This window comes from Porphyromonas sp. COT-108 OH1349, assembly GCF_000768755.1.
In the GTDB taxonomy this organism is placed as follows: Bacteria; Bacteroidota; Bacteroidia; order Bacteroidales; family Porphyromonadaceae; genus Porphyromonas_A; species Porphyromonas_A canoris.
The window spans coordinates 1-26,087 of sequence record NZ_JRAH01000034.1 but is presented as its reverse complement, the minus strand read 5'-3'; the positions used below and the strand labels follow the sequence as shown (position 1 = coordinate 26,087).

20 protein-coding genes are annotated in these 26,087 nt (G+C 46.3%); 11 read left to right on the top strand and 9 right to left on the bottom strand.

All coding sequences use genetic code 11. From position 1 onward, the window contains the following. Positions 1-85 precede the first annotated feature (85 nt). The 3 genes from JT26_RS07920 to cbiB are packed head-to-tail and all read left to right on the top strand — an operon-like array spanning position 86 to position 3,528. Positions 86-1,549, top strand: a complete 1,464-nt coding sequence (locus tag JT26_RS07920) for a cobyric acid synthase (RefSeq protein WP_036848616.1) — start codon at positions 86-88, stop codon at positions 1,547-1,549. Then, positions 1,546-2,580: an aminotransferase class I/II-fold pyridoxal phosphate-dependent enzyme gene (locus tag JT26_RS07915; RefSeq protein WP_036848613.1), complete on the top strand. Its 1,035-nt coding sequence runs from the start codon at positions 1,546-1,548 to the stop codon at positions 2,578-2,580. Before JT26_RS07920 ends, JT26_RS07915 begins: the two co-directional genes overlap by 4 nt. A 21-nt stretch (positions 2,581-2,601) precedes the next feature. Further along, the gene (gene cbiB, locus JT26_RS07910) at positions 2,602-3,528 is read left to right on the top strand and encodes an adenosylcobinamide-phosphate synthase CbiB (RefSeq protein ID WP_036848610.1); all 927 of its coding nucleotides are present in this window, start codon (positions 2,602-2,604) and stop codon (positions 3,526-3,528) included. Between the two features lie 6 nt (positions 3,529-3,534). On the opposite strand, the gene JT26_RS07905 is transcribed toward cbiB, so the two are convergent. From JT26_RS07905 to JT26_RS07875, 8 genes are all read right to left on the bottom strand, one after another. Next, positions 3,535-3,879 (bottom strand): PAS domain-containing protein, encoded by a 345-nt coding sequence (locus JT26_RS07905; RefSeq protein ID WP_036848607.1) that lies wholly within the window; start codon positions 3,877-3,879, stop codon positions 3,535-3,537. Between the two features lie 63 nt (positions 3,880-3,942). After that, entirely contained in the window at positions 3,943-4,728 is a 786-nt protein-coding gene (locus JT26_RS07900; protein WP_036848604.1) for a carboxypeptidase-like regulatory domain-containing protein, read from the bottom strand. A 490-nt stretch (positions 4,729-5,218) separates the two neighbouring features. After that, the gene (locus tag JT26_RS10265; protein WP_160217647.1) at positions 5,219-6,145 is read right to left on the bottom strand and encodes an FRG domain-containing protein; all 927 of its coding nucleotides are present in this window, start codon (positions 6,143-6,145) and stop codon (positions 5,219-5,221) included. 161 nt (positions 6,146-6,306) lie between these two features. Further along, entirely contained in the window at positions 6,307-7,785 is a 1,479-nt protein-coding gene (locus JT26_RS11145; RefSeq protein ID WP_369794007.1) for an NAD(P)(+) transhydrogenase (Re/Si-specific) subunit beta, read from the bottom strand. After that, entirely contained in the window at positions 7,673-9,013 is a 1,341-nt protein-coding gene (locus tag JT26_RS11140; RefSeq protein ID WP_200879748.1) for an NAD(P)(+) transhydrogenase (Re/Si-specific) subunit beta, read from the bottom strand. Before JT26_RS11140 ends, JT26_RS11145 begins: the two co-directional genes overlap by 113 nt. Beyond that, positions 9,010-9,324, bottom strand: coding sequence for an NAD(P) transhydrogenase subunit alpha (locus JT26_RS07885; RefSeq protein WP_036788653.1), 315 nt, complete (start codon positions 9,322-9,324; stop codon positions 9,010-9,012). The genes JT26_RS11140 and JT26_RS07885 overlap by 4 nt, the downstream gene beginning before the upstream one ends. A gap of 104 nt (positions 9,325-9,428) precedes the next feature. After that, positions 9,429-10,589, bottom strand: coding sequence for an NAD(P) transhydrogenase subunit alpha (locus JT26_RS07880; protein WP_036848601.1), 1,161 nt, complete (start codon positions 10,587-10,589; stop codon positions 9,429-9,431). A gap of 23 nt (positions 10,590-10,612) precedes the next feature. After that, positions 10,613-11,632: a branched-chain amino acid aminotransferase gene (locus JT26_RS07875; protein WP_036788647.1), complete on the bottom strand. Its 1,020-nt coding sequence runs from the start codon at positions 11,630-11,632 to the stop codon at positions 10,613-10,615. A 946-nt stretch (positions 11,633-12,578) separates the two neighbouring features. Between JT26_RS07875 and JT26_RS07870 the strand changes: the two genes are divergently transcribed. Genes JT26_RS07870 through alr form a run of 6 tightly spaced genes read left to right on the top strand, consistent with a single transcriptional unit; the run spans position 12,579 to position 22,101 of the window. Continuing rightward, positions 12,579-12,968 (top strand): MerR family transcriptional regulator, encoded by a 390-nt coding sequence (locus tag JT26_RS07870; RefSeq protein WP_052079251.1) that lies wholly within the window; start codon positions 12,579-12,581, stop codon positions 12,966-12,968. A 27-nt stretch (positions 12,969-12,995) separates the two neighbouring features. Continuing rightward, positions 12,996-14,963 carry an LTA synthase family protein gene (locus tag JT26_RS07865; RefSeq protein ID WP_036848598.1) on the top strand — a complete coding sequence of 656 codons (1,968 nt, stop codon included), beginning with the start codon at positions 12,996-12,998 and terminating at the stop codon, positions 14,961-14,963. 10 nt (positions 14,964-14,973) lie between these two features. Then, positions 14,974-17,616 (top strand): alanine--tRNA ligase, encoded by a 2,643-nt coding sequence (gene alaS, locus JT26_RS07860; RefSeq protein ID WP_036848595.1) that lies wholly within the window; start codon positions 14,974-14,976, stop codon positions 17,614-17,616. A 13-nt stretch (positions 17,617-17,629) separates the two neighbouring features. Next, positions 17,630-18,712, top strand: coding sequence for a 3-dehydroquinate synthase family protein (locus tag JT26_RS07855; protein ID WP_036848592.1), 1,083 nt, complete (start codon positions 17,630-17,632; stop codon positions 18,710-18,712). Between the two features lie 9 nt (positions 18,713-18,721). Next, a complete protein-coding gene (locus tag JT26_RS07850; protein ID WP_036848589.1) occupies positions 18,722-19,675 on the top strand; it encodes a GSCFA domain-containing protein in 954 nt (317 codons plus the stop codon). Next, a complete protein-coding gene (gene alr, locus JT26_RS07845; RefSeq protein WP_036848586.1) occupies positions 19,672-22,101 on the top strand; it encodes an alanine racemase in 2,430 nt (809 codons plus the stop codon). The genes JT26_RS07850 and alr overlap by 4 nt, the downstream gene beginning before the upstream one ends. Before the next feature lie 318 nt (positions 22,102-22,419). Here the strand turns inward: alr and JT26_RS07840 are convergent, their stop codons facing one another. Further along, on the bottom strand, positions 22,420-23,058 hold the full coding sequence (locus JT26_RS07840) for a MarC family protein (protein WP_036848583.1): 639 nt from the start codon (positions 23,056-23,058) through the stop codon (positions 22,420-22,422). 245 nt (positions 23,059-23,303) lie between these two features. Here JT26_RS07840 and JT26_RS07835 point away from each other — a divergent pair, with 245 nt between their 5' ends. Then, the gene (locus tag JT26_RS07835; RefSeq protein ID WP_052110469.1) at positions 23,304-24,992 is read left to right on the top strand and encodes an alpha/beta hydrolase-fold protein; all 1,689 of its coding nucleotides are present in this window, start codon (positions 23,304-23,306) and stop codon (positions 24,990-24,992) included. Positions 24,993-25,768: 776 nt separating this feature from the next. Then, on the top strand, positions 25,769-25,960 hold the full coding sequence (locus JT26_RS11010; RefSeq protein WP_081966420.1) for a hypothetical protein: 192 nt from the start codon (positions 25,769-25,771) through the stop codon (positions 25,958-25,960). The last annotated feature ends 127 nt before the right edge of the window (positions 25,961-26,087 follow it).

Genomic DNA, 26,087 nt, shown 5'->3' with positions numbered 1-26,087 from the left:
CTTCATTTTTTTCTGTTGAAATGGCTATTTTCTGCCTTTTCTATATCTTTATGCCCTGCATAACAGAAAGAAGAGAAAGAGAAAGATGGATAAGTTGCGCCCCATTATGTTTGTCGGAACAGGTTCTGATGTCGGGAAGTCGGTTGTAAATGCCGGTTTCTGTCGTGTATTCTTACAGGATGGCTACTTGCCTGCTCCGTTCAAAGCACAAAACATGTCTCTGAACAGCTATGCCACGCCGGATGGTTTGGAGATAGGGCGTGCGCAGGCAGCACAAGCAGAAGCGTGCGGACTGGCATGCTCGGTGGAGATGAATCCGATACTCCTCAAGCCGAGCGGCAATCTCACTTCGCAGGTGATTGTTAATGGAAAACCATGCGGCAATGCTACGGCAAAGAGCTACTTTCGAGGCAACTTCCGTCAAGATCTTTTCGAGCGTGTTCTCACGGCTTATCACAAATTGGAGCAGAAGCATAACCCCATCGTGATAGAGGGAGCAGGGAGTATCTCCGAGCTCAACCTGAAAGATAAAGACATCGTCAATATGCGAGTTGCCGTGGCAACCCGGGCAGCCACTTACCTTGTAACGGACATAGACCGGGGAGGGGTGTTTGCAAGTGTTTATGGCAGTATCATGCTTCTGCCTCCGGAAGAGAGAGCCTGCATAAAGGGCGTTATCATCAACAAGTTCAGAGGCGATATCTCTCTATTCGATGAGGGGAAAAAGATCATCAAAGAGCTTACTGGCATACCCGTTGTAGGTGTTTTGCCTTACGCCCCGGAGATATACATCGAGCAGGAAGACAGCGTTGTTCTGGAACGTTTGCAGACCAAATCGAAGGAGGGGAAAATCAATATCGGGGTGGTTCGGCACAAACTCTTCTCCAACTTTACCGACTTCGATATGCTCTCGCAGATACCCGAAATCAACCTTTACTTCTCCGAAGACCCCATGGAGATAGCCAAAGCGGACATCATCATCATTCCCGGTTCAAAAAATACCATTGCAGACTTGGAACGTATGCACGAAAACGGCATGGCGGAAGTGATATTGAAGCATCACAAAGCAGGCAAATCTCTCTATGGTATATGCGGTGGATACCAGATGATGGGCAGGAGCATTCAAGATCCTCACCATATTGAGGGCGATCAGGAATACACCAACGGCTTGGGCATTCTTCCCGTAGATACTATTATAAGTACGGAGAAAAGCACCAAGAGCTGTACGTTCTCGTTCATGAACGAATCCATTCACGGAACGGGTTATGAGATACACATGGGTGTAACGAAAACGGACAAACCTCTCCTCCGAACGAGCCACAATGAAGAGGATGGCTATATTCTGAACTCTCGCACATGGGGCACATATCTTCACGGCATCCTGGATAATGCTTCGGTGATCAACCGTATCATACAGGAAATAGATCCCAACTTCCACACCGACATAGACTACAAAGCAAAGAAAGAAAAGGGTTTCAATGCCCTTGCAGACCTCATACGAACCCACGTGGATATGGACTATATCTACCAAACAATGAAGCAGGAATGATCAACGGACACGGAGACGACTCACATCTATTCGGTCGGGAGGGTCTGTTGGACTTTAGTTCAAATATCCCCTATCGCAATCATTCGGACGCTATCATCGCTCACATCGGAGAAGTGCTACCCCGAATAAAAAACTATCCCGATCCCAATGCTTCAAGGCTTACCTCTCTGCTTGCCAGAAAACAGCAGCAAAAGGAGAACTCGATAGTCGTAACCAACGGCTCCACAGAAGCATTCTACATCACGGCTCAGGCTTACAAAGGGGCAAAAAGCATGGTTGCCATCCCCTCTTTTGCCGAGTACGAAGATGCCTGCTCTCGTTTCGGACATCGGATCTCCTACCTCACATATCCGGAGATTACAGCCAGAAAGGTGAAGCCATACGATATGCTTTGGATGGCTTATCCGAACAATCCGGACGGCTATATTATTTCCACCGACATCCTTACCGATATATTGGAACAGTGTCCCGATACGCTTGTCGTGGTAGATACCGCCTACTCCGAACTTTCTCACACTCCCATTCGGATAGATAGCCTTCACAGCCGTTATCCCAACCTTATCACCATCCATTCTCTGACCAAGACATTCGCCATTCCGGGGCTTCGCTTGGGCTACATCGTTGCATCCGAAGAGATAGCCGAGCAGGTCTCATCCATGCGTATGCCCTGGTCGGTCAATGCTTTGGCGCAGGAAGCAGGATCTTACATCATGGAACATTACGAGGAGCTGCTCCCTCCATCGGAAGAGCTGATAGCAGAGTGCCTGCTCTTCAGAGGTGAACTTCTGAACGAGATAAACCGGCTGACGATCTCCCCCACCTCTTCCAACTTTTTTCTGGCACGGCTTCCCAATAGGGATGCAAAGAGCTTGAAGTCGTACCTGATAGAGCAGCACGGCATCCTTATCCGCAATGCCGACAACTTCAGAGGGCTCTCCCCTCAACATTTCAGAGTATCGGTGCAAGGTCCGGAAGCCAACCGCAGACTGCTCGAAGCTCTTCAGGACTATCTCTCACAGACTTCCATCTAAAACGGCAACCGCCCTCATTTCATGATCTATTCCGTAGCACCTCTTCTTTTAGGCTGGAGCATAGATGCTCTTATAGGTGATCCTTACTCACTCCCACACCCTATCCGGCTCTTCGGAAACCTTATTGCTTTCGGAGAAAAGATACTGAACAGAGGTTCTCATCGCAGGCTCAAAGGGACGCTGTTATCGCTGTTTTTGGTTGGGTTGGTTATCGGAGTCTTTTGGCTGGCAACCTATCTCCTCTCTCCTTATCCCCTGTTCAAAGGCATCTTTGAAGCGATCTTTATTTTCTACGGACTAAGTGCAAGGCAGCTTGTGAAAGAGGCTCTTGCCGTAGAGCACTTTGTCCAAATAGACGATCTTACGGGGGCACGGCACAGAGTGGGCTATATTGTAGGACGAGACACAAGCAACCTCTTGTTCAATCAGATACGCACAGCCACACTGGAGACACTGGCAGAAAATCTCTCGGATGGTGTCGTCGCTCCCCTCTTCTTCTATGCCATTGGGGGCGTTCCGCTTATGATGGGATATAAAATGATAAATACGCTGGACTCCATGATAGGATACAAGAACGAGAGATACGGAGAGTTCGGCTACTTTGCTGCCAAAATCCTGGACGATTGGGCAAACTATCTCCCTGCCCGAATCACTGCAATACTCATCTGGATGCTTCACCCCTCCCGGCAGGTATGGCATCACATCCGGAGGTATGCACGTGCGCACTCCAGCCCCAACAGCGGATACCCGGAGTCTGCCATGGCAGGACTTTTAGGTTGCCGTTTCGGGGGTCCCAATGTCTACCATGGGAAGTTGGTGGAGAAACCATACATAGGAGAGATCGAACGGGACATCACTCACGCAGATCTCATCAGAGGCTGTCGGGTAGTCTCTGTCGTTACACTGCTCAGTGTCGGTATCGTTTGCGGAATACTCCTTCTGCTATGATGGTCGCTACTCCGTTTTCGGGACTCTTATCTTGTGAGGCATCTCAAACGGAATGATCATAGAAAGCTCCACAAAGCCCATATAACTCCCCTCTTCGTACCAAGGGATTTGGTAGATGAGCTTCTTCACCCCGTTTTTCTCTATTGTGTAGGCATTCTTAGTCTGCTTTTCCATCATCTCTTTTAGCATGGAACGCGCCGGTTCAGGGTGGCAATCCAGTACATTGCTCCCGATCAAATTCTGTCCCGATTTCTGATTCACCTTTTTGCTTTGCTCGTTCATCTCTATGATGATGCCGTCTTTATCGCAGACGGTTACGGCAATATCTGCCTCGTTGAGATAGTTTATCATAAATAGTCTATGTTTAGGTTTAGAGCCTACCAACGGCTCTTTTTATTTTCCTTATGGCTGACATCAAGGGTTAGACACCGGTTTTGTTTTATAATCAGGTATTTCGTAGAAGTAGATATTCTCTCCTTTTTCTCCGCCATAAGCCTTGTTAAATGCCTCTACACGAAAGATAGAATATTTCCCGGCTTGTTTCTTAGGTAAGTCGATATAGATCAAATAAGCCATTTGCCTTGGACCTCCTATAAATTCTCTTACTGCCTGTACGGACTGTATAGCCACCGGAACATCATCCGCATACACCTTAAACTCGATTTGGTCAGGCTCGACAGAAAGATCGACCTCCTCTGCTTTTTCCGATTTCACCTTACCGCTCCAAACATCCTGCCCGTAAGAAAGCAGTCTGCCCAAGCTCATCGGACGAGTATAAATAATCATACTCGGATAACCTCCGTTTGATTTGAAAACGGTAGTGCCATATAGTTCGAGACGATGATACCGAGGATTGATTGTCAAATCCTTATCTGCCACAACATTCCAAGCCCAAAACTCCAGCCGCATATCTTTCTCTGCCACTTTCAGTTCCTTCGGATATTCATTGGGTCGGATGGCATAGATTGCCATGTACTTTCCTTTCTCAACATTGGGGATAGAGTAAAAGCCTGCATTATCAGTGTATGCAGAATAGGCAACAGAGAAGTTCGGATAAAATACAGTAACAAAGCAGCTGTCAATCGGATTGCCATTAAAGTCTGTTGCTCTCCCTGAAATTGTAATTGTATCACCGTTCTGCGCATAGGAGATTCCCATCACACAAATAGAGAGAAAAAGGGTAAGTAAGTTGCGTCTCATTTCAATGTCATTTACTGTTTACCAAACGTATTACCACCCTGCGAATATACATATTTTATTCATGCCGAATATACTATTTTTCACATCTTTAAAGGCAGAAAACAAACATATCTCCAAATCTCATTTTCCTCTCTATTTTTTTAATCCGTTAGTAGATAAAATTATCTCTATCCACTATAAAAAGATGCTCTAAACGGTAATACAAATTGCCTTAAAGCCATTCAGTATCGTAAATCAAGACCCGATTTCCCTTCTTCAAAACTTGCTCCGCACTTTTCAAGGTTTGATTTCTACAAATCACACCTCGATTTCAAAACCTTAATCCGTTGAGTGTAAAATATAAATGTATTCAGTGAAACATCCGAACCTGTTAAAGTCTATTTCTATGGCTTCTCTTCGCTCTCGGGGAGTGTGAATATAAAACAAAACCACCGCTGTATGAACTTTTCATACAGCGGTGGTTCTATTGCGCTGAATACTCCACAAAAAGCTAAGAATACTTCTCTTTTAGCTCCTTTGCGTATTTATCCATTTCCGGAAATATAAAGGATTCTGTAATACCCATTTGTGCAAGTTCTTTTAAGATATTTTCTTTCGCACTTTTGGGTATAAAAATCCTTTCACCTGTGATACTATCTTTTCCTTTCAAAATCCATTTGGTAGGAATTTTAGGATGTATTTCTTTAGTATAGTTCCCACTACTACCATCCTTTCCAAGTCCAAACAAAAGAAAAGCTCCTGATTGATTTTTCACTCTCTGATTGTTTTGTTTTGGCATTACAGTTACAATATTGTCCAGAAGATCATTCGGGTCTATTATAGACTGATAGTACGGTTTCTCTCTTTGTATCTCATGCAATAGCCGTTTCATATCTCCAGAAGTGTTAAACTTCTTTATGTAGTCTTCTGTATCTCTAAATTTTTTGTCTGTACTTTTCCCCTGATAAGGACGAGGGCAAACAATATCAATAGAATTAATCTTTACCAAATTTGCGATAGCTGAAACTTTATCACTGTCATAATGACGTATGGCATCCTCAGGAATACTAAAAACAATAACTTCTCCTCTTCTATTACGAGATCCTGAACAAGCAAAATATAAAGCTACTAGACAATTTGTAGTCAAATCCAATGTTCTTGTTGGCAAATCATAGTGCTGCATCTTCACAAGAAAATCCATAGTGTAAAAGCAGTCCCTAAATTCTGCTTCATAACGAGCAACAAAGTCTCTAAACATTAGGTGTTCTTTTTTCTTCCCAACAAAAGTATCATTAGACCCCGTTTTTATAGGACGAAATATTGATGGTTTCATCTCATAAGCCTTATCTCCATGCCCTCTGAAAAAAACAACAACATTATCATCTTTCGTTATCTTCTCTATCTCACTAATAAATCCAGAAACACTATTAATAATCATAACTTTTTTCAATACCATTAAATACTACCTACAACATCAAATATCGCAAAATTTTTCTTAAAAAAAACACCTCCGCATTTTAACTTGTCTATCACTAAAAAAAACGCCACTATATAGTTGCTTATATAGTGGCGTACCTATCTATTCTCTCTTTGGAGAGATTAAGCTAATTCTGCTTGTATTTTAGCAATGCTCTCTTTAGCATCACCGAGAAGCATAAGCACTTTTTCTTTGTTGCTGTAAAGCGGATTCTCTACTCCGGCATAACCCGGTTTGAGGTCGTAGTTACAGAAGATGATACGCTTTGCCTGGTCGGCAAGAAGAATAGGCATACCATAGATCGGAGTGCCTTCTGCTTCACGAGCGGCAGGGTTTACCACGTCGTTTGCTCCCACTACGATAACAAGGTCGGTAGAGGCAAAGTCCGGATTGATGCGCTCCATTTCGTAGAGTTCATCATAATCCACGTTTGCCTCAGCAAGTAGGACATTCATGTGTCCCGGCATACGACCGGCTACCGGATGGATTGCAAAACGGACATCAGCACCTTTCTTGCGCAGAGATTGTGCCAACATTGCCACCTGCTGCTGTGCTTGTGCAAGAGCCATACCGTAACCCGGTACGATGATGACACGTTGTAGATCGCTGAGAAGAGCAGACAGAGAAAGCTCTGTTCCGGAATTGCTATTTATCGGAGCGTCTGCCACTGCCTCATTAAGAGCCTTATCAATCTTGGCGATGCTCTCTTTGGCATCACCGAGAAGCATTGTTACCTTTTCTTTATTGCTGTACAACGGATTCTCTACTCCNTCATTAAGAGCCTTATCAATCTTGGCGATGCTCTCTTTGGCATCACCGAGAAGCATTGTTACCTTTTCTTTATTGCTGTACAACGGATTCTCTACTCCGGCATAACCCGGCTTGAGGTCGTAGTTACAGAAGATGATGTGCTTGGATTGGTCGGCCAGAAGAACAGGCATACCATAGATAGGAGTGCCTTCCGCTTCACGAGCGGCAGGGTTCANGTCGTAGTTACAGAAGATGATGTGCTTGGATTGGTCGGCCAGAAGAACAGGCATACCATAGATAGGAGTGCCTTCCGCTTCACGAGCGGCAGGGTTCACCACATCGTTTGCGCCGATTACGATGACAAGATCAGTAGCGGCAAACTCCGGATTGATACGCTCCATTTCGTAGAGTTCTTCGTAATCCACATTTGCCTCTGCCAATAGGACGTTCATGTGTCCCGGCATACGACCGGCAACCGGATGGATTGCAAACTTAACATCTGCACCTCTACCTCTCAAAGCATTTGCCAATGCCGCAACCTGCTGCTGTGCTTGTGCAAGAGCCATACCGTAACCCGGTACGATGATAACACGCTTGGCACTCTGTAATACAGAAGCAAAAGATGGAGCCGCAGCCTTTGGAGCTTCCGCAGGAGCAGACTCAAGCGATTCATTAAGAGCCTTATCAATCTTGGCGATGCTCTCTTTGGCATCACCGAGAAGCATTGTTACCTTTTCTTTATTGCTGTACAACGGATTCTCTACTCCNGTCGTAGTTACAGAAGATGATGTGCTTGGATTGGTCGGCCAGAAGAACAGGCATACCATAGATAGGAGTGCCTTCCGCTTCACGAGCGGCAGGGTTCATCACATCGTTTGCGCCGATTACGATGACAAGATCAGTAGCGGCAAACTCCGGATTGATACGCTCCATTTCGTAGAGTTCTTCGTAATCCACGTTTGCTTCGGCCAATAGGACGTTCATGTGTCCCGGCATACGACCGGCTACCGGATGGATTGCAAACTTAACATCTGCACCTCTACCTCTCAAAGCATTTGCCAATGCCGCAACCTGCTGCTGTGCTTGCGCAAGAGCCATACCGTAACCCGGTACGATGATAACACGCTTGGCACTCTGAACGATTGTACCCAAAGAAGGAGCAGCAGCTTGTGGCTTTTCTGCTTTTACAGGTTCCGCCTGCTTCTTTTGAGCAACCGGAGCAGGAGTATCTTTCGGGAAAAGAATATTCATAAGGCTTCTGTTCATCGCTCTACACATAATCTGTGTGAGGAAGAGACCGGATGCTCCAACGATACCTCCGACTATAACAAGGAGAGGATCGCCCAATGCCATACCGGCTATACCGCCTGCCACTCCGGAAAGAGAGTTGAGCAGTGAGATGGTGATAGGCATATCCGCACCACCTACACGGATGGCGAAGAGGTGCCCAAAGAGTCCGGCACTGAGAATAGCGATGATGATCCAGACTATTGCAGATGAACCGATCAAGACATCAGCACCCACAATGGCACTCCAAACAAGGCAAACAGCCATGATGGTAGCTGCTCCCATAAGAGCGGAACGGTGTCTCGGTATCACAATGGGTCTTCCCGGAAATACGCCATGAAGCTTTGCCGCAGCAACCAAACTGCCTGTAAACGTAAGCGCACCGATGAGGATGGCAAGCATGGATGTGATATTTCCGAAGGTCAGATGCTCCAATGCCGAAAGGTCATAAGCAATGGTTGCTCCGGTCATCACCACAGCACCTACAAGCATGGAGGCCAAACCTCCGATACCATTGAGCAAACCCACAAGCTGTGGCATCTGTATCATCTTGACTGTTCTGGATAACCAGATCCCGACAACAGAGCCGATAAGGATGCAGATAATAATGGGGACGAGTGCTGCAAAGTTGAAACGCGCAACGGTAAGCAGTACCGCCAAAAACATGGCTACCGCACTCACTCTGTTGCCAAGCCGTGCCTTGGTTACTTTTGTCATCATGACAAGACCAAGGATAACGAGAAGAGAGATAGCGATAGAAAGGATGACTACAACTGATGGAGAGAGATTCATTCGTCCTTCCCTCCTTTCTTTTTATTGAAGAAACCCAACATTCTTTCCGTTACACCAAAACCACCCACAATGTTGATAGTGGCAAGAATAAGTGCCGAATATGCAATAATGTAGAGCAATGTTACTCCAAAACCGGCAGGAAGTACCCTTAATGCCACAATAACAGATATGGATCCCAAGATGGTTATACCCGATAGAGCATTCATGCCGGACATAAGCGGCGTATGCAGCAAACTTGGAATCTTACTAATGATAAGGTACCCCACTATGGAAGAAACTACGAAGAGGAGTACAAGAACAAGCGGACTCATAATAAATGTGATCTGATTATCCTGATTTTATAAAAAGAAAAAGACCACTCGCAAACCCGTCCTTTGAGGATGAACTTTCCGAGTGGTCTCTAAAAAATTTATGATTACGCAATACCCATTGCTTCTTTAGTTCCGACGTGAAGTATCTCTCCGTTATTGGTTACCAATGCACTGGATACCACCTGATCCGTCATATCGAGGTTAAGCTTGCCTCCCGGAACAAAATATTTTACCATCTGATACATGTTCTCAGAGAACATATAAGTGGAGGCTTGAGGGATCATACCCGGAATGTTCTTGATACCGTTGAGTATCACTCCGTGTTTAATCTCTTTCTTACCCGGAGGTGTGATCTCACAGTTACCACCTTGGTCTATCGAGATGTCCACTATACAAGAGCCACGCTTCATGCCTTTGACCATATCTTCGGTAATAAGCACCGGAGCTATCTTACCCGGTACAAGAGCACTCAAGAATACAATATCCATATCCTTGATGGCTTCACGGATCACTTCTCTCTCTTTAAGCAACCATTCGTTAGGCAAATGTTTCGCATATCCACCTTCTCCAACGCCGAGTTCATCCGGAACAGAAGTTTCGATAACCTTGGCTCCAAGACTTGTTGCCTGTTCACGAGCAGCAGGACGGATATCCATAGCGTAAGTGGTAGCTCCAAGACGGCGAGCAGTTGCAAGGGCTTGAAGACCGGCTACACCTACTCCGATGATCAACGCTTTAGCAGGAGGCATAGAACCAACCGCAGAGAAGATAGGAGGTATAAACTTCACCATATCGTCCGCAGCCATGATAATACCCTTGTAACCCGCACATGTACTCATGGATGTAAGTGCATCGAGCTGTTGTGCTCTGGATATACGAGGAATACCATCAAGAGTAATAGAAATAACACCGCGCTTTGCAAGATTTCTTACCATATCGTGGTTCACCGGAGATGCAGGGTGGATAAAAGTGATAAGCACTTGTCCTTCCTTCATCATGTCCACTTCATGAATGTTGAGAGCGCTATTGAAAAGAGGCTCTTTCACCTTCAAGATAAGATCTGCATCATTGTAGATGGACTTCACATCCGTACGGATTTCAGCACCTGCAGCCTTGTAGTCTTCATCGTGATAGAGAGCACCCTCTCCGGCTTCCGCTTCAAAAAGGACACGGAAACCATCTTGCACAAATTTGCGCACGGTATCGGGAGTGGCAGAGACGCGATGCTCGCCACTCATTATTTCTTTTGGAATACCTATTATCATTGTTGTTTGTAGTATTTGTGGTTTTATTCTATGATAGTTACCCAGCCATGCTTATCCTCTACATCGCCATATTGGATACCGCGTAGGGTTTCGTACATCTTTGTGGATATAGGACCGGCCTTGCCATCTTTAGAGAAGACGTAGCTCTTATTCTCGTCAAGGTCGTCCACTCTCAATATTGGAGAGATCACTGCAGCAGTACCGCAAGCTCCGGCTTCCTCAAATGTTTCGAGCTCTTCTACCGGAATGTGGCGACGCTCAACCTTCATACCCAAATCTTCTGCGATTTGACAAAGACTCTTATTCGTAATAGAAGGAAGGATAGAAGGAGAATCCGGAGTAATGTATGTATTATTCTTGATTCCAAAGAAGTTAGCCGGACCGCATTCGTCAAGATACTTCTTCTCTTTAGCGTCAAGGAATAGCACCGCAGAGTAGCCTTTTTCGTGGGCAATATGACCCGGTTTAAGGCTGGCAGCATAGTTTCCACCCACTTTGATAGTACCTGTACCAAGAGGAGCTGCACGGTCGTAGCCACGCATGATAGCCATTGGAGTAGGCTTGAATCCATCTTTGAAGTACGGGCCAACAGGTGTAACGAACACCAAGAACATATATTCCGAAGCAGGCTTCACGCCTACCAAAGGACCTACACCGATAAGCAACGGACGGATATAAAGCGATGCCCCACTTTCGTAAGGCGGAACAAAGTGTTCGTTTGCTTTGACTACCATCTTAACGGCTTCGAGAAACTTTTCTACCGGGAACTCCGCCATCATGATACCATGAGCAGAATCTGCCAAACGGCGAGCATTCTCTTCCGGACGGAAAAGACGAATCTTACCATCTTTGCCTCGGAAAGCTTTTAGACCTTCAAATGCTTCCTGACCATAGTGCAAGCACGAAGATGCCATGTGGATGTTGATGTTAGTATCCTGAGAAAGTTGTAGCTCTCCCCATTTACCATCTTTGTACTCGCATCTTACGTTGTAGTCCGTAGGATAATAACCAAATGTAAGTTGGCTCCAATCTGGGTTTTTCATTGAAACTTAATAATATTAATATAAGACATAAGCTATTCAAAGAAGACAAAGACACGGAAACGTCTCTGCCCTATCTCCTCGCAAAGCTACGTATTATTTCCTGAAATAAAAAGAAGAAATAGGGATTTAATTCTTCACTCTCCTCTTCACAAGAAATTCGCAAGATAAAAGCTCTTTTTCCCATTCCTTTTTAACCCCCTTTTCCCTCTCCATTTTTATATATTCCATACCACCTAAAACACCCTATTTTTATCACTCTCTATTTTAATCAGAGATAGTATTTTCAGAGCGCGACCGAATTGTTAAATCAGCCCCGATTTATTAACACAATTTCCGATACCCGTTAAGCAAAAACGGTAAACAAGCATATTGTTTCGGCTTAACGTATTTAATTTTTCAATGAACACGTTTACCGATTTCATTTAATACGTTTACCGGATTCAATTAACGTGTTTAGAATTTTCACATATAGTTCTGGCTATTAACATTTTACCGTTTTTCTCCTCTTTTTTGCCGTTTTCGAGCATAAAATAGGATTAGGATTTATTTACACAACACCCTGTTAAAATTCACCCATATTAACGCGAAAAAGCCCCATCAAACGGACTGAAGAAAAAATTTTTCCGAATTTAAGATTTTCGGCAAAAATCTAAAAATCAAATACTTAACAGATGCCGAAAATTTTCCAAAGAGAAAATCAAGACAGAGAGGGAGGGAAAATCGGGCAAAATCAAGAGTTCGTTTTTATATAAAAGTTCCGCCAAAAGCCCCTTTTGAATCGGGAGAAAAAGCCTCTTGAAAAGGGCAAAACAGAAGTATCATTCCTATCCTCTAAAACCGGATACAGATAATAAAAAATAGCTATCTTTGTGCATTAAGACTCTAAGCTCCTTTTCTTGCTCCGTGCAAGCTGCACAGAGAAGAAAAAGACAAGACTCTAAACCTGATGTTCAGTAGCAAAAAACAACATATCAACTGGAAGGAAGATGGTGGTACAAAGATATGTATGACCATAGGAGAGTTGGCACAGATGTACGGCATCACCGAAAGCATTTTGCGCTACTGGGAGAAGTGCAAGCTGATATCCCCCCGAAAGTCTAAAAAAGGTACCAGATACTACCATAAAAAAGATGTGGAACAGGTGGACAGAGTCTATTACCTTGTGCAAGAACAAGGCTTTACAGTGGAGGCTGCAAAGAGAAAACTCTCTGAGAAACAGCCTTCGGACGGTAAAAGTGTCGTGGATAAGCTCATGGAGATAAAGGCAGGGATAGACGCCTTGATAGAGCAGTGCGACTACATCATCGAGCGAAGAGAAAAATCAGAACATTCCTAACTGATTTGACGCGTACATCGTAACGAAATGAAGACAAAATTTACAGGACACAGCTACCTGATATTTTTTTACCATCTGCTACTCTCGTGGCTGATGTTCAACATAGGACGTCTGGTATTTTATATCCACAACCTCTCATCTTACGAGCATCTCTCGGCAGGTGAAATCTGGACTGCATGGCTCGGCGGACAGCGATTCGACATTGCGGCAATGGGCTACATCAACAGCCTCTATATGTTTGCTTTCATCGTTTTAGGCTACTTCCCCGGCAGAGTAAGAGAGAGCAAAACCTCCTATCATCTGGTCAAGTGGCTCTTCCTGATACCGAATATTGCTGCAGTCATCCTCAATGTGGGAGATGCCGGATACTTTCCTTTTGTTCGCAAAAGAATGACGTCCACCGTCTTTCAAGAGTTCGGCGGAGACAATCCGTTCTTTCTCGTCTTGCGCCTTGCGTGGCAAAATCCGCTTCTTACCTCGGTTGCCATAGTCATGATTGCTCTCTTGATATGGGCTTACGGCAGGATAAAATATCGCAGCACCACAAACACCTCTGCACTTTGGAGGTTCATCATCACCACGGGGAAGGCTCTTGCCGTAGCGTTCGTTACGGTCGTCGGAATACGCGGAGGGCTTGTTCACAGCATACGTCCGCTCTCCCCTTTCAATGCACACTCGTATGTGAAAGAGGTTAAAGACCGTGATCTTGTCCTCAACACACCTTTCTGCATGATACGAACAGCAGACAAGAAGGTGCTCAAACTGATAGACTACATTCCACGAGAAGAGGCAGAGACCCTCTTTTCCGCAACATACAAAGCCGCTCCACTCGGAGAGCAAGACTCTCTTTTCGGTTCATACAAAGATTATAACGTGATGATCCTGATCCTGGAGAGCTTTGCAAAAGAACATATAGGGGCATTACAGCCGGACGGCAAGGGGTTTTCTCCGTTCCTGGATGGTGTCATACGAGACAGCGCAACACTCTCATTCCCCTACGCTTTCGCCAATGGCGTGAAGTCCATAGATGCTATGCCGTCGATAGTGGCAAGCATTCCGGCGTTGGGATTGAACTTTGTGACCAGCAACTATTCCGGCAATGAGATAGACGGTATGGGCAGCTGCCTTATGCGACATGGCTATAAAGAGGCGGTCTTTATGCACGGTGCACCAAACGGCTCTATGGGATTCGATGCCTTCTCTACACACATGGGATACACCGGCTATCACGGCATGAAAGAGTACAACAACGATGCCGACTACGATAATGCTTGGGGAATATGGGATAAGAAATTCTTACCGACACTTCCTCCGGTCGTTACCGGACAATCCTCTCCATGGCTTACGACGATATTCACACTATCGAGTCATCATCCGTTTAAGCTGCCCAAAGAGGAGAAAGGAAAATATCCGGAGGGAAAGGTGGACCTGCAACGGATGATCGGCTATTCGGATGATGCCCTCCGGCTGTTCTTTGAAAAAGCATCTTCCGAACCATGGTTCGATAAAACGATATTTATCATCACCGCAGACCATACCTCGCAAAGCGCAAATCCTGCATACGCCAATGTTGTAGGACGATTTGCCATACCGCTTCTCTGGTATATACCCGGTAAGCCTTTGCCACAAGATATATACACCAACAAAGTAGTGCAACAGGCAGACATCTATCCGTCTCTACTCTACTTGTTGGGCATAGAAGATGAGATCGTTTCATACGGACACAATCTGTTCGATCCGCATTCCACTTCATACGCCGTGGTATTCGGCGGAGAGTATAATCTGATCTCAAAAGACGGGGTGTTTGCTCTTAACGAACAGAACGGAGAATGTAAAAGATTGGATCTTGACTCGGAACTTCTTCCGAAAAGAGATACGATACAATCTCATGTTATAACAGATAAAATGCTTCCAGCCGTTGTCATGGACTATAACAGACGGCTTGTGGAAAACAGATTGAGTGCAAAAAAGATAAAAGATAATACTACAAAATAAAGAATTAGATATGCTCACATCAGCAGAGATACGGCAAGCGTTTCTCGACTTTTTCGCCTCGAAGGAGCACCATATAGTGCCCTCGGCTCCAATGGTTATTAAAGATGACCCGACGTTGATGTTTACCAACGCAGGGATGAATCAGTTTAAGGATATAATATTGGGCAATGCTCCCATCAAGTACCCCCGTATAGCAGACTCTCAAAAGTGTCTCCGCGTAAGCGGTAAGCACAATGACCTTGAGGAGGTAGGGCATGACACCTATCACCATACCATGTTTGAGATGCTTGGTAACTGGTCTTTCGGCAACTATTTCAAGCAAGAAGCCATCTCATGGGCTTGGGAGTTTCTTGTGGATGTACTCGGTCTGGACAAAGACAGAATATATGTAACGGTCTTTGAAGGCTCGCCGGAAGAAAATCTTGAACGAGACAACGAAGCAGCTTCTTTCTGGAAAGCCTACCTTTCTGAAGAGAGAATCATAGACGGTAATAAGAAAGACAACTTCTGGGAAATGGGAGATACAGGTCCTTGTGGTCCTTGTTCCGAAATTCATATAGACCTTCGCCCGGATAACGAACGCCGTGAGGTAGAGGGCAGAAGCCTTGTGAACCATGATCATCCGCAGGTCATAGAGATATGGAACCTGGTGTTCATGCAGTATAACAGGAAAGCGGACGGAGCATTGGAGCCACTACCGAATAAGGTAATAGATACCGGTATGGGCTTTGAGCGTCTCTGCATGGCACTTCAAGGCAAGACATCCAACTACGATACCGACATCTTCCAGCCGATTATCCAAAAAATTGCATCGGACTGCCGCATACCGTATGGCAGCAATCCTAAGACAGATGTGGCGATGCGCGTTATTGCAGACCATATCCGTACTATTGCATTCTCCATCACGGACGGACAGCTGCCGTCCAATGCGAAAGCAGGCTATGTAATACGCCGTATCCTTCGTCGGGCTGTTCGCTATGGTTATACTTTCCTTGAACGCAAAGAGGCTTATATGTACTCCCTCATCCCTACACTCATAGAGGTTATGGGAGAAGCTTATCCGGAACTGCCGGCACAGCAAAATCTGGTACAGAAAGTGATGAAAGAGGAAGAAGAGTCTTTCCTACGTACTCTTGAGACCGGTATTCACATTCTTGAAGGATATGTAGAGGCTCTTAAAGCAGAAGGGAACAAGGTTCTTCAAGGCAGTAAGGTGTTTGAGTTATACGACCGCTACGGTTTCCCTACGGATTTAACGGAGCTAATCCTTCGCGAACATGGTTTGGAGTCAGACTTGAAAGGCTTTGAGGTGGAAATGAACAAGCAGAAAGAGAGAGCTCGTAACGCTGCCGCCATCGAAGCAAAAGATTGGGTCGAACTGTCCGAAGGGTCTCCCGAATTTACCGGATACGATTTCACTGAGACCACAGATGCTCATATCCTCCGCTATCGTCAGGTTACGAAGAAGAAGCAAACCTATTATCAGATCGTGATGGACAAGTCTCCATTCTATGCCGAAATGGGTGGACAGGTAGGAGATACCGGCGTAATGATCGGCGCGGAAGATGGTGAGAGCATCACCATACAAGATACGGTGAGAGAGAATAACCTGCCCATACATATCGTTGAAGCTCTTCCGAAGAACCCTTCACAGCCATTTACCTTGAAGGTCGATGTGGAAAAACGCATTGCAACAGAGTGTAACCACACCGCAACGCACCTGCTTCACGAAGCTCTCAGAGAGGTATTGGGTACACACGTAGAGCAGAAAGGATCTTATGTATCCTCTGAAGTTTTACGCTTCGACTTCGCTCACTTCTCCAAGATGACACAGGAAGAGATACGTCTTGTAGAGCGTAAGGTTACCGAAAAGATACGTGAAAACCTCACAAGAGAAGAGATGCGCAACATCCCTATTGCTGAAGCAAAGGCAATGGGAGCCATGGCTCTGTTCGGTGAAAAATATGGTGAAGAGGTTCGCGTGATTCGTTACGGCAACAGCATCGAGCTTTGTGGTGGTACGCACATATCGGCTACGGGACGCATCGGAACATTCAGAATTGTTTCAGAGTCCTCCATTGCAGCAGGTATCAGACGTATAGAAGCAGTTACCGCAAAGCATGCAGAAGATTATCTGTACGGTATGCAGACCACCATTCAGTCCGTACAAGAGCTGTTCCACAATACTCCGAACGTTGTACAGGCAATACACAAGCTGCTCGAAGAAGATGAAGCTCTCAGAAGAGAGATACGTGAGGCGGCAGAGGTGTCCAAGAGACAAATCATCAAAGAACTGCTTTCACAAGATCATCCGGTCGTGAATGGCGTTAAGGTGATCCAGATCAAGCAAAACCTCAAACCCGAAATCGCCAAAGACGTAGCCTTTACGGTAAAGGCGGAAATCGGCACAGACAGTTTTGTATGCCTTGCAGGCTCTTACTCCGAAGAAGAGAAAAAGTGTACCATAACACTGATGTTGGGAGACGCTGTCGTTAGTCAGGGTGCCAACGCAGGCGCTTTGGTGAGAGCTGCAGGGAAGTTCATCCAAGGTGGTGGAGGTGGTCAGCCTCACTTCGCAACCGCAGGAGGTAAAAATCCTCAAGGACTCGATGAAGCATTGGACTTCATATTGGGCGAACTCCAATTGAGATAAACATAAACTCGATATGCAACCACGCTGTTCGGATACCATCATTCGACTTGACATCGAGGCAGATCTGCTCTCGAAAGTCTTGCTTGAAATGGAGCCGGATGGCGTGGTTGTCGTTTGTGATACCCATACCCGGGAGCTTTGTCTTCCGCATCTTCTCTCCCGTCTCGGCTCATATACTCCCGAAGTTATCACCATAGAGCCGGGAGAACAAAACAAGAGTCTTGAGACGGTAAGCCTCTTGTGGGACAGGTTTTACCACCTCAACCTCTCTCGCAAAACCGTTGTCATTCTTCTTGGAGGTGGCTCTCTTTTGGACATAGGAGGTTTTGCCGCATCCACTTTCAAGCGTGGGATGCCTTGCATCAATGTACCTACAACCATCTTGGCTGCCGTTGATGCCACTGTCGGAGGCAAGAGAGGTTTCAACTTCAACGAGACCAAAAACATTATCGGTTCGTTCTATCCCTCTTCTTATGTGGTGTTAGATCCCGGCTTTTTCCGCACACTTCCTCCAACAGAAAAGCTTAGCGGATGGGCGGAGATACTGAAACACGCCCTTTTGGAGCCGGACAGAAAAGCACTCATAGAGCTGCTGAAAGAAGATCAACAGCCGGAAACTCTCTCTCTTCAAGAGTGGGGCAACCTGATTTCCCGATCCATTCGGACAAAACAGCGCATCGTCGAAGAGGATCCATACGAAAACGGCGTCAGACAGATGCTCAACCTTGGGCATACGTTCGGACACGCTGTGGAAGCCTATATGCTTCACAACAGAAAGAAAGAGCTGCCACACGGATTTGCAGTGGCTGCCGGCATCATCATGGAGCTTTATTTGAGCTTCAAGCTGCTCGGTTTTCCACAAGAGCTTCTCACTAAGGTCTGCTACTACATACGAGATACCTATCCGGTTGTTCCGTTCAACTGCAAAGCCTACAACACTCTCATTGCCTACATGGAGCAGGACAAAAAAAATCGTGGTAAGGTTATCTCCGCCGCACTGCTCAAGGACATCGGTCTGTATGCTTACGGCACACCTCTCTCTCCCACTCTGTGCAAAGAAGCCATGGATTTCTATCGAGACCTGTACAATACCTGACACCTCATCATGATACTCCATAAGACATTTCAGATAGAGCCACTTCCCTCTCTTTACTCGCACAGACACCTCATACAAGTATGGGGTTCCTGCTTTGCGGACGAGATGTACAAGTATCTTCTCGAAGGGGGCTACCGTGTATTTCCTTCACCATTCGGTACGATGTACAACCCTCTCAGCATCGCTTCCGGCATCGCTTCGGTTCTTGACGATACGCAGGCAGATCCCTCTCTGTTTACCGAACGGGACGGGAACTATTACAGCTACATGCACCATAGTCGCATATCAGGCGAGAGCATGGAAGCCTTAGCTTCTGTTATCAACGAGCGTTCTGCTCAAAACGGTATCATTTGGAAGCACACTCGTCTTCTGGTTGCCACGTGGGGTACAGCCTATGTCTATTATAAAGATGACGTAGTGGTGAACAACTGTCATAAGCAACCCGAAAAACTCTTTAAGCGTCGTCTCATCTCCGTAGAGGAGATTGTTGCCGTTTGGGATGCTCTACTGCAAAAACTTTGGGAAAGATTTCCCAATCTTCGAGTAGTGCTTACCGTGAGCCCCATACGCCATTACAGAGACGGCATACACGCCAACACTCTCAGCAAGGCAACGCTTCAACTCGCCATAGAACAGCTACGACTCCGATACCCGGAACGTATCTCTTACTTCCCCTCCTACGAAATTGTTCTGGACGAACTCAGAGACTACCGCTTCTATGCCGAAGATATGGTTCACCCATCGCCTTTAGCCATCTCCTACATCATGGAAAAGGCAAAAGCGTTTATGTTGGACCCCGAAAGTTTCTCCTTTGCAGAAGAGTGGCGCAAAGCGTACAAGCTCGCCAAGCACACACCTTCGGAGAAAGGAAAAGAAGCGCATCAGAGAGAGGTCTATATGCTCTTTGAATCTCTCCGAACCGAACGAGACACCCTCTACCCTCCTCTCACCACACGACCATGAAGCTATCACGACTGGCATCCATACTCGGCATCCAACGGATCGACCACGATAGAGAAATAGAAGTACTCCTTACAGACAGCAGGCAGCTCACATTTCCCTCATCCACTCTATTCTTTGCTCTCATCACCCCAACGGGGGACGGACATCTTTATATAGATGAACTCTACCACGCCGGAGTACGTGCCTTTGTTGTGGAGAAGCTGCAAAAAGAAGAGAGTGAATATCCCGAAGCACAATTTCTGATCGTTCCGGATGTTCTCGATGCACTGCAAAAAATCGGAGCAGAAAGACGCCAAAGCTTCAAAGGGAAAGTGGTGGCGATCACCGGGAGCAATGGCAAAACGACCATAAAAGAGTATCTCTACCAGCTTCTCACTACCGCCGGAGTGAATGCCGACCGCTCTCCTCGAAGCTTCAACTCGCAGATCGGTGTTCCTCTCTCCCTTTGGCAGGCAGACCCCGAAGCGGAAGTGTGTCTTGTGGAAGTGGGAATATCGAAACCGGGAGAAATGGAACGGCTTGCCAAGATTGTGGATCCGGACATCGTCCTCATCACCAATATCGGAGAAGCGCATCAGGAAAACTTCTCATCCTTACAGCAGAAAGCGGAGGAGAAATGCAAGCTTGCGACACACTCCTCGGCGGCTCTGCTGCTCTACAATGGCAGGGATAAGGTGCTGTCGGAAGCTGTTTCCGTCATCAGCCAACCGCCTCTGTGCCGTTCATATACAGAGCATCGGAGCAGGCTCACCCCTCCCGTATCCGTTGCCGAGCTGCTTCTCCCCGAAAATCTATCGGCTATCATGGCTCTCTTGGATGAGCTTGTGCCCTCGCTCTCTCCCGATACCACCATCTGGAGTCAGCTTGAACCGGTGGAGATGCGTCTGGAAATCTTCAACGGGATATACGATACCACCATCATCGACGATGCTTACAACAACGATGCTTCTGCCTTGCTGCTTGCTTTGGAACAGCTGAAAAGAGTCTCCGAAAAGTCTCAAACTCCATCCTGTCTCATTCTTTCGGACATGACAGGTATGTCTGCTCCGCATCTCCGTGAGGCTCTTCTGTCTCAAGTATCGGATATGATACGGAAGATGCCGCCCGACAAACTGATATTTGTAGGGAAACAGCTTGCCGCACTGACTGCAGAACTCTCCGGAATGACTTCGACTCCTCTCTGCTTCGAGAGTACCAATCATTTCCTCGAAACCTTCGATCCTCAGACGCTGAAAGGCTATACCATACTGCTCAAAGGAGCACGAACCTTCAAGTTTGAAAAGATCTCCGCTCTGTTTCATCCCAAACGACATCAGAGCATTTTGGACATCAACCTCACGGCACTGCTGGATAATCTGAAGTATTACCGCTCCCTTGTCCCTTCGGAGACCCGATTTGTCGCCATGGTAAAGGCGTTCGGATACGGTAGCGGAGACGTAGAGATAGCCCGGCTATTGGAAGCACACCACTGCCATTACCTTGCCGTGGCTCTCATAGATGAGGGTGTGAAGCTGCGAGAAGAGGGTATAAGGATGCCCATCATGGTGATGAACCCGGAGTCTTCCGCCCTTTCCCACATGTGCAAACACAGCCTGGAGCCGGAGGTGTACAGCCTTGCTTTGCTGGACAAACTCATAGAGAGCTGCAGACGGCTCGGCATCACACACTATCCCATACACATAAAGCTCGATACCGGAATGCATCGCTTGGGATTCGATACCCATGAGGAGTTTCTGCTGCTTCTGGACAAATTGAAGTCCACCAACCGTGTTCGGGTCAAAAGTATCTTTACACACCTTGCTGCGGCAGACGATATTACGGCAGACGAAAAGACTCTCGGACAGCTCCACACCTTCCAAACGTGGGCAGAAGAGCTGGAAAAGACGCTTGGCTACACCGTGCTGAAGCATGCGCTCAACTCCGCCGGTATCTCCCGCTTTCCGAAATACAGCATGGATATGGTGCGTCTCGGAATAGGATTGTACGGCTATCCACCCTACGAGGACAAGGGAACTCTCAAGACCTCACTCCGTGCAGTGGCTTCCCTCAAAAGCATCATCTTGCAGATCAAGCAGATTCCGGCAGGAGACTCCGTAGGTTACGGCACTCACGCCACTGCCGACACTCCCCGAAGAATAGGCATAGTGCCGATAGGATATGCCGATGGAATAGACCGGCGGTTAGGCAACGGCAATATGTCCGTCCGCCTGCAAGACGGCTCGTTGGCACCGACAATAGGAAATATCTGCATGGATGCAATGATGATAGACCTCACTCAAGCCTCATCCGTAAGCGAAGGAGAGGAGGTCGTGATCTTCGATGAGCAGCTTCCTCTGCAGCGTCTCTCCTCCACACTTGGCACTATCCCGTATGAGATCATCACCTCCATCTCCTCCCGTATAGCGCGCCATTACTTCAGAGAATAAGGTTTACAAAATCTTCTGAACATATTTACATCTTTTTCCAAACCTGTTCGGAAGTAAAATTCAAGGCTTGATTTGCAACAATCAAGCCTTGATTTTTATGTACCAAAGCACGAATACCACCGACCACGCCTCTATTTCAACTTCTGAAAAGGTTTAAGGGAAACATCAAATGCTTTCGGACAACTTTTTGTCCCTTATAAAATCAAATTTGAAAGAGGTTGTACCCTTTCCGCAACCGAATCTTTAATAATAAGAAATCCCTGCTTCCGATACCGGAAGCAGGGATAAACAAGATGATTTGAGGATAAAAAATAAACTTTACTTACTCAATGCTGCTCCTATGGTCTCGATAATCTTGACGATGTTTGCCATGAAGAATTTCACGGAGATAGCCAAAAGGATAACGCCGAAAAACTTACGCAAAACATACACACCGCCTTTCCCGAAGAAGCGTTCCAGCTGATTCACGAACCTGAGCATCAAGTATATCATCAATGCATTTAGTAGCAACGCAATGGCAATGTTCGTAGCCGCATAGCCATCCGCTTGCAGAGTCAGAATCGTGGTGAATGTTGCGGCACCGGCAAAGAGTGGAAAGACCAAAGGAACGATCGTGGCACTGCCCGATGGCCCGTCATCCTTAAAGATCTGCACGCCAAAGATCATCTCCACAGCCATTACGAACAGGACGATAGCCCCGGCAACGGCAAACGAAGAGATATCCACCCCGAAAAAGTTCAGCATAGGCTCTCCGATAAACAGGAAAGCCAACATCATTATGCCTGAAAAGAGACTCACTTTTACGGTGCTGAAAGTCTGTCCCTTATCCTTCAGACTAAGGACGATAGGTATGGCGCCGATAATATCGACCGCCACAAAGAGGATCACAAAAGCCCCCACGACATCCTTGATGTTGAAGTGGCTCAAGTCCTGCATGATGTTTTCTAATACGTTCATTCTGTTACAGTAGTTTTTTGTTTGTTAGTTGATATGTTGGTTTATCAGTGTGTCGCCATACCGGCGAGAGTATTACAGTTTATTCTTTTCGCTTTTTCGGGGAGCATACAACCTGCTACCCATAAATATTCGGCACAAAAATAGAAGAAAAAAATGACAATCCGGTCATTAAGGAGAGCCCGAAAAGCCGTATATTTGAGACACTGTTTGAGAAACTTACACGACAAAACCATAAATCGGACCACATGAAACCGGGAAAAACAATCCTCACCCTGCTCCTTCTACTCTGCTGTACAGCATCGGTATATGCACAGAAAGGCTATAACAGACTCATAGAAGAGGCCTCCGACCTGATGTACAACGGGGCAGACTCCATTAAATATGTCAAAGCGATGCAGATCTTCGACGATGCATTCCGCCTCTATCCCGATAGCATAGATGTCGCAGGGCTGTATCATGCCTCTGTCCTTGCGGCGAGACTGGATCGGAAAGAGCGCGCTTTCTCGTTCCTCCACAGCATGAACGCACTTGAAAAAGATGAATACGGATTTCCCGGATGGTTTACCATCGCTTCCGAAGAGCAGATCGGGAAGGAGTATCCCAACCTGATAGGCGATCCGAGATGGCAGGAAATGCTCAAAGATGTGGAGAGAAGAAAAGCGCTGTTCGACAAAAGGCTTGCCCTCTCTCAAGAAGAGTTCTTCGCCTCCTCATACACCGCTCCGGACACCACACTCACGCCGGAAGAGCTGTACAGAGAGTTGCAAAAGGAGAGAGGGTATCTGCCCAAGAAAGAGAGAAACTACTCCATCAAGTTCAGGATAAACGACTCTGCCCTCACCTCTTACTACGTTTATCTCCCGGCAGATTACTCCCCCGACAAGAGCTATCCTATGCTTGTGATCCTGCACGGAGCGGTGAGGAACAACTCTCTATTGGAGTTTCTCACACCGGAGATCTGCCTTGAGGGCTTCAACCGATTCTATACCAAGTATGCGGATCAACACGGTGTCGTACTTCTCATTCCGCAAGGAAGCAGAGAGTACAACTGGATGATGCCGGATGACGGATTCTTTATGGTACCTGCGATGATACGCGAAGTGAAAAAGGCTATCAACATAGACGACAACAAAGTATTCCTTTCGGGACACTCCAACGGAGCTACCGGAGCGTTCTCTTACCTCATGAAGCAACCCACGATATTTGCCTCGTTCTATGGCTTCAACGGCTATCCGAAGGTGCGTACCGGCGGCACCTTTATAGAAAATATCCTCAACCGCTCTCTTCTCTCCTTCACCACGGATCAAGACTACTACTATCCGCCCAATGCCAATGACAGCATAAGCCGGCTGATGACCCGGCTTGGAGCCGACTACAAAGAGATCCGGACAAAAGGATTTCCGCACTGGTTCCCAAGGTTTGACGAGTCCGAGCCCTGCTTCCGTCTCCTTTTTGAAGACCTCGTTCGGCGACAACGTCATCCGTTTCCCTCGAAGCTCACATGGGAATATGACGACCAACAATACAACGCAATAGACTGGATCTCCGACATCCGAATGGATACCATAGCTCCGAGAGCGCAGTGGCACAAAGATCTCAACTTCGATATAACAGAGTGGCAACAGTACGATGAACAGGATCGGCTGCAAACCATAAAGGTGAAAAAGAAAGCTTTCGACTTTCCTCGCAAGTCCGCAAAAATCCGTGCAGAGTATCGGGACAACAGCTTCCACATATCGACCTCCTGCGTGAAAGCCTTCCGAATAAAGATCTCGCCCAAAATGGTGAACACAAAAAAAGCAGTAAGCATCTTCGTGAATGGCAAGCGACTCTTCCGAAAAAAAGTACAATACGACAAAGCCTGCCTGCTCCGACAGCTGTCCGATCCCGACAGAAAGCAGATTTGGATAGCAGAGATAGAAATAAAAGTCTGATTCTTCCCTCCCTACCGATCCTCCTCACCTCCCCCTCAAAAGCTCTAAAGGTTTTGGCAAAAAGCTCTAAAGGTTTCAGACGAAAGCTCTAAAGGTTTCAGACAAAAGCTCTAAAGGTTTCAGACAAAAGCTCTAAAGGTTTCAGACAAAAGCTCTAAAGGTTTCAGACAAAAGCTCTAAAGGTTTCAGACAAAAGTTCTAAAGGTTTCAGACAAAAGCTCTAAAGGTTTCAGACGAAAGCTCTAAAGGTTTTGGCAAAAAGCTCTAAAGGTTTCAGACAAAAGCTCTAAAGGTTTCAGACGAAAGCTCTAAAGGTTTCAGACGAAAGCTCTAAAGGTTTNGCAATAATATACAATGCTTTGTGTAACTCAAATAACCTACCTCAAAGGTAATACTATCTACGGAGAAAGACGAAACTTTCTCCGTTTTTCTTTTCTGATGGCTCTCTATCCAGACAGCTGATTCTATTTTTTCGTCTCATTGCTCATTGTTGTGGCAGTCTTTCTTGTGAAGGCTGCCTTTCATTTTTTCGCTCTATCCTCTGCGGTGTTCCTCTCCACGTTCCATTCTATGTATTCGCATCGGGATCGGTTGTTCGTTGTCAGCGGCAAAGGTAGTTCCGGGCTTTCACGTACAAAAAAGGTCGGGGCGGCAAGCCGTTTAGGCGACAATCTCCACACTTCCATTTCATTGCAGGTAGTATTCTCGCCGTAAAACCTTGTTTGTCCTAAGCCCTACCTTTTTAAGCCCCTGAAACGAAAACACCGAGATACAAAATATCAATTTGGGTGGCTCTTACACTCGCAGGCTCTCTCCTTTGGGGCGGAAGCGTCTGGCTTTGGCTGGCAGGGTTATGTGCAGGGAAATTCCTCATTCGGCTACTCCTTACCATCACTTTGGCAATCGCAGTGTACATCTTGGCTTATGCCCTCATCATCGGGACAATACTTTGGATACTCATTTCTTAGACAGACAGATATATGAAAAGAAGAAGCAAGACAATCGCACAGCAATGCAGATACTACGAAGTGGACAACATTTTCGAGTATATGGTATCGGTTTACCTCAATGGGAATATATCCGCCTTTAGGGAAC

Bases quoted from the DNA above. Each gene is read 5' to 3' on its own strand.
- JT26_RS07920 (WP_036848616.1), top strand. From the start codon at position 86: ATGGATAAGTTGCGCCCCATTATGTTTGTCGGAACAGGTTCTGATGTC.
- JT26_RS07915 (WP_036848613.1), top strand. From the start codon at position 1,546: ATGATCAACGGACACGGAGACGACTCACATCTATTCGGTCGGGAGGGT.
- cbiB (WP_036848610.1), top strand. From the start codon at position 2,602: ATGATCTATTCCGTAGCACCTCTTCTTTTAGGCTGGAGCATAGATGCT.
- JT26_RS07905 (WP_036848607.1), bottom strand. From the start codon at position 3,879: ATGATAAACTATCTCAACGAGGCAGATATTGCCGTAACCGTCTGCGAT.
- JT26_RS07900 (WP_036848604.1), bottom strand. From the start codon at position 4,728: ATGAGACGCAACTTACTTACCCTTTTTCTCTCTATTTGTGTGATGGGA.
- JT26_RS10265 (WP_160217647.1), bottom strand. From the start codon at position 6,145: ATGATTATTAATAGTGTTTCTGGATTTATTAGTGAGATAGAGAAGATA.
- JT26_RS07885 (WP_036788653.1), bottom strand. From the start codon at position 9,324: ATGAGTCCGCTTGTTCTTGTACTCCTCTTCGTAGTTTCTTCCATAGTG.
- JT26_RS07880 (WP_036848601.1), bottom strand. From the start codon at position 10,589: ATGATAATAGGTATTCCAAAAGAAATAATGAGTGGCGAGCATCGCGTC.
- JT26_RS07875 (WP_036788647.1), bottom strand. From the start codon at position 11,632: ATGAAAAACCCAGATTGGAGCCAACTTACATTTGGTTATTATCCTACG.
- JT26_RS07870 (WP_052079251.1), top strand. From the start codon at position 12,579: ATGTTCAGTAGCAAAAAACAACATATCAACTGGAAGGAAGATGGTGGT.
- JT26_RS07865 (WP_036848598.1), top strand. From the start codon at position 12,996: ATGAAGACAAAATTTACAGGACACAGCTACCTGATATTTTTTTACCAT.
- alaS (WP_036848595.1), top strand. From the start codon at position 14,974: ATGCTCACATCAGCAGAGATACGGCAAGCGTTTCTCGACTTTTTCGCC.
- JT26_RS07855 (WP_036848592.1), top strand. From the start codon at position 17,630: ATGCAACCACGCTGTTCGGATACCATCATTCGACTTGACATCGAGGCA.
- JT26_RS07850 (WP_036848589.1), top strand. From the start codon at position 18,722: ATGATACTCCATAAGACATTTCAGATAGAGCCACTTCCCTCTCTTTAC.
- alr (WP_036848586.1), top strand. From the start codon at position 19,672: ATGAAGCTATCACGACTGGCATCCATACTCGGCATCCAACGGATCGAC.
- JT26_RS07840 (WP_036848583.1), bottom strand. From the start codon at position 23,058: ATGAACGTATTAGAAAACATCATGCAGGACTTGAGCCACTTCAACATC.
- JT26_RS07835 (WP_052110469.1), top strand. From the start codon at position 23,304: ATGAAACCGGGAAAAACAATCCTCACCCTGCTCCTTCTACTCTGCTGT.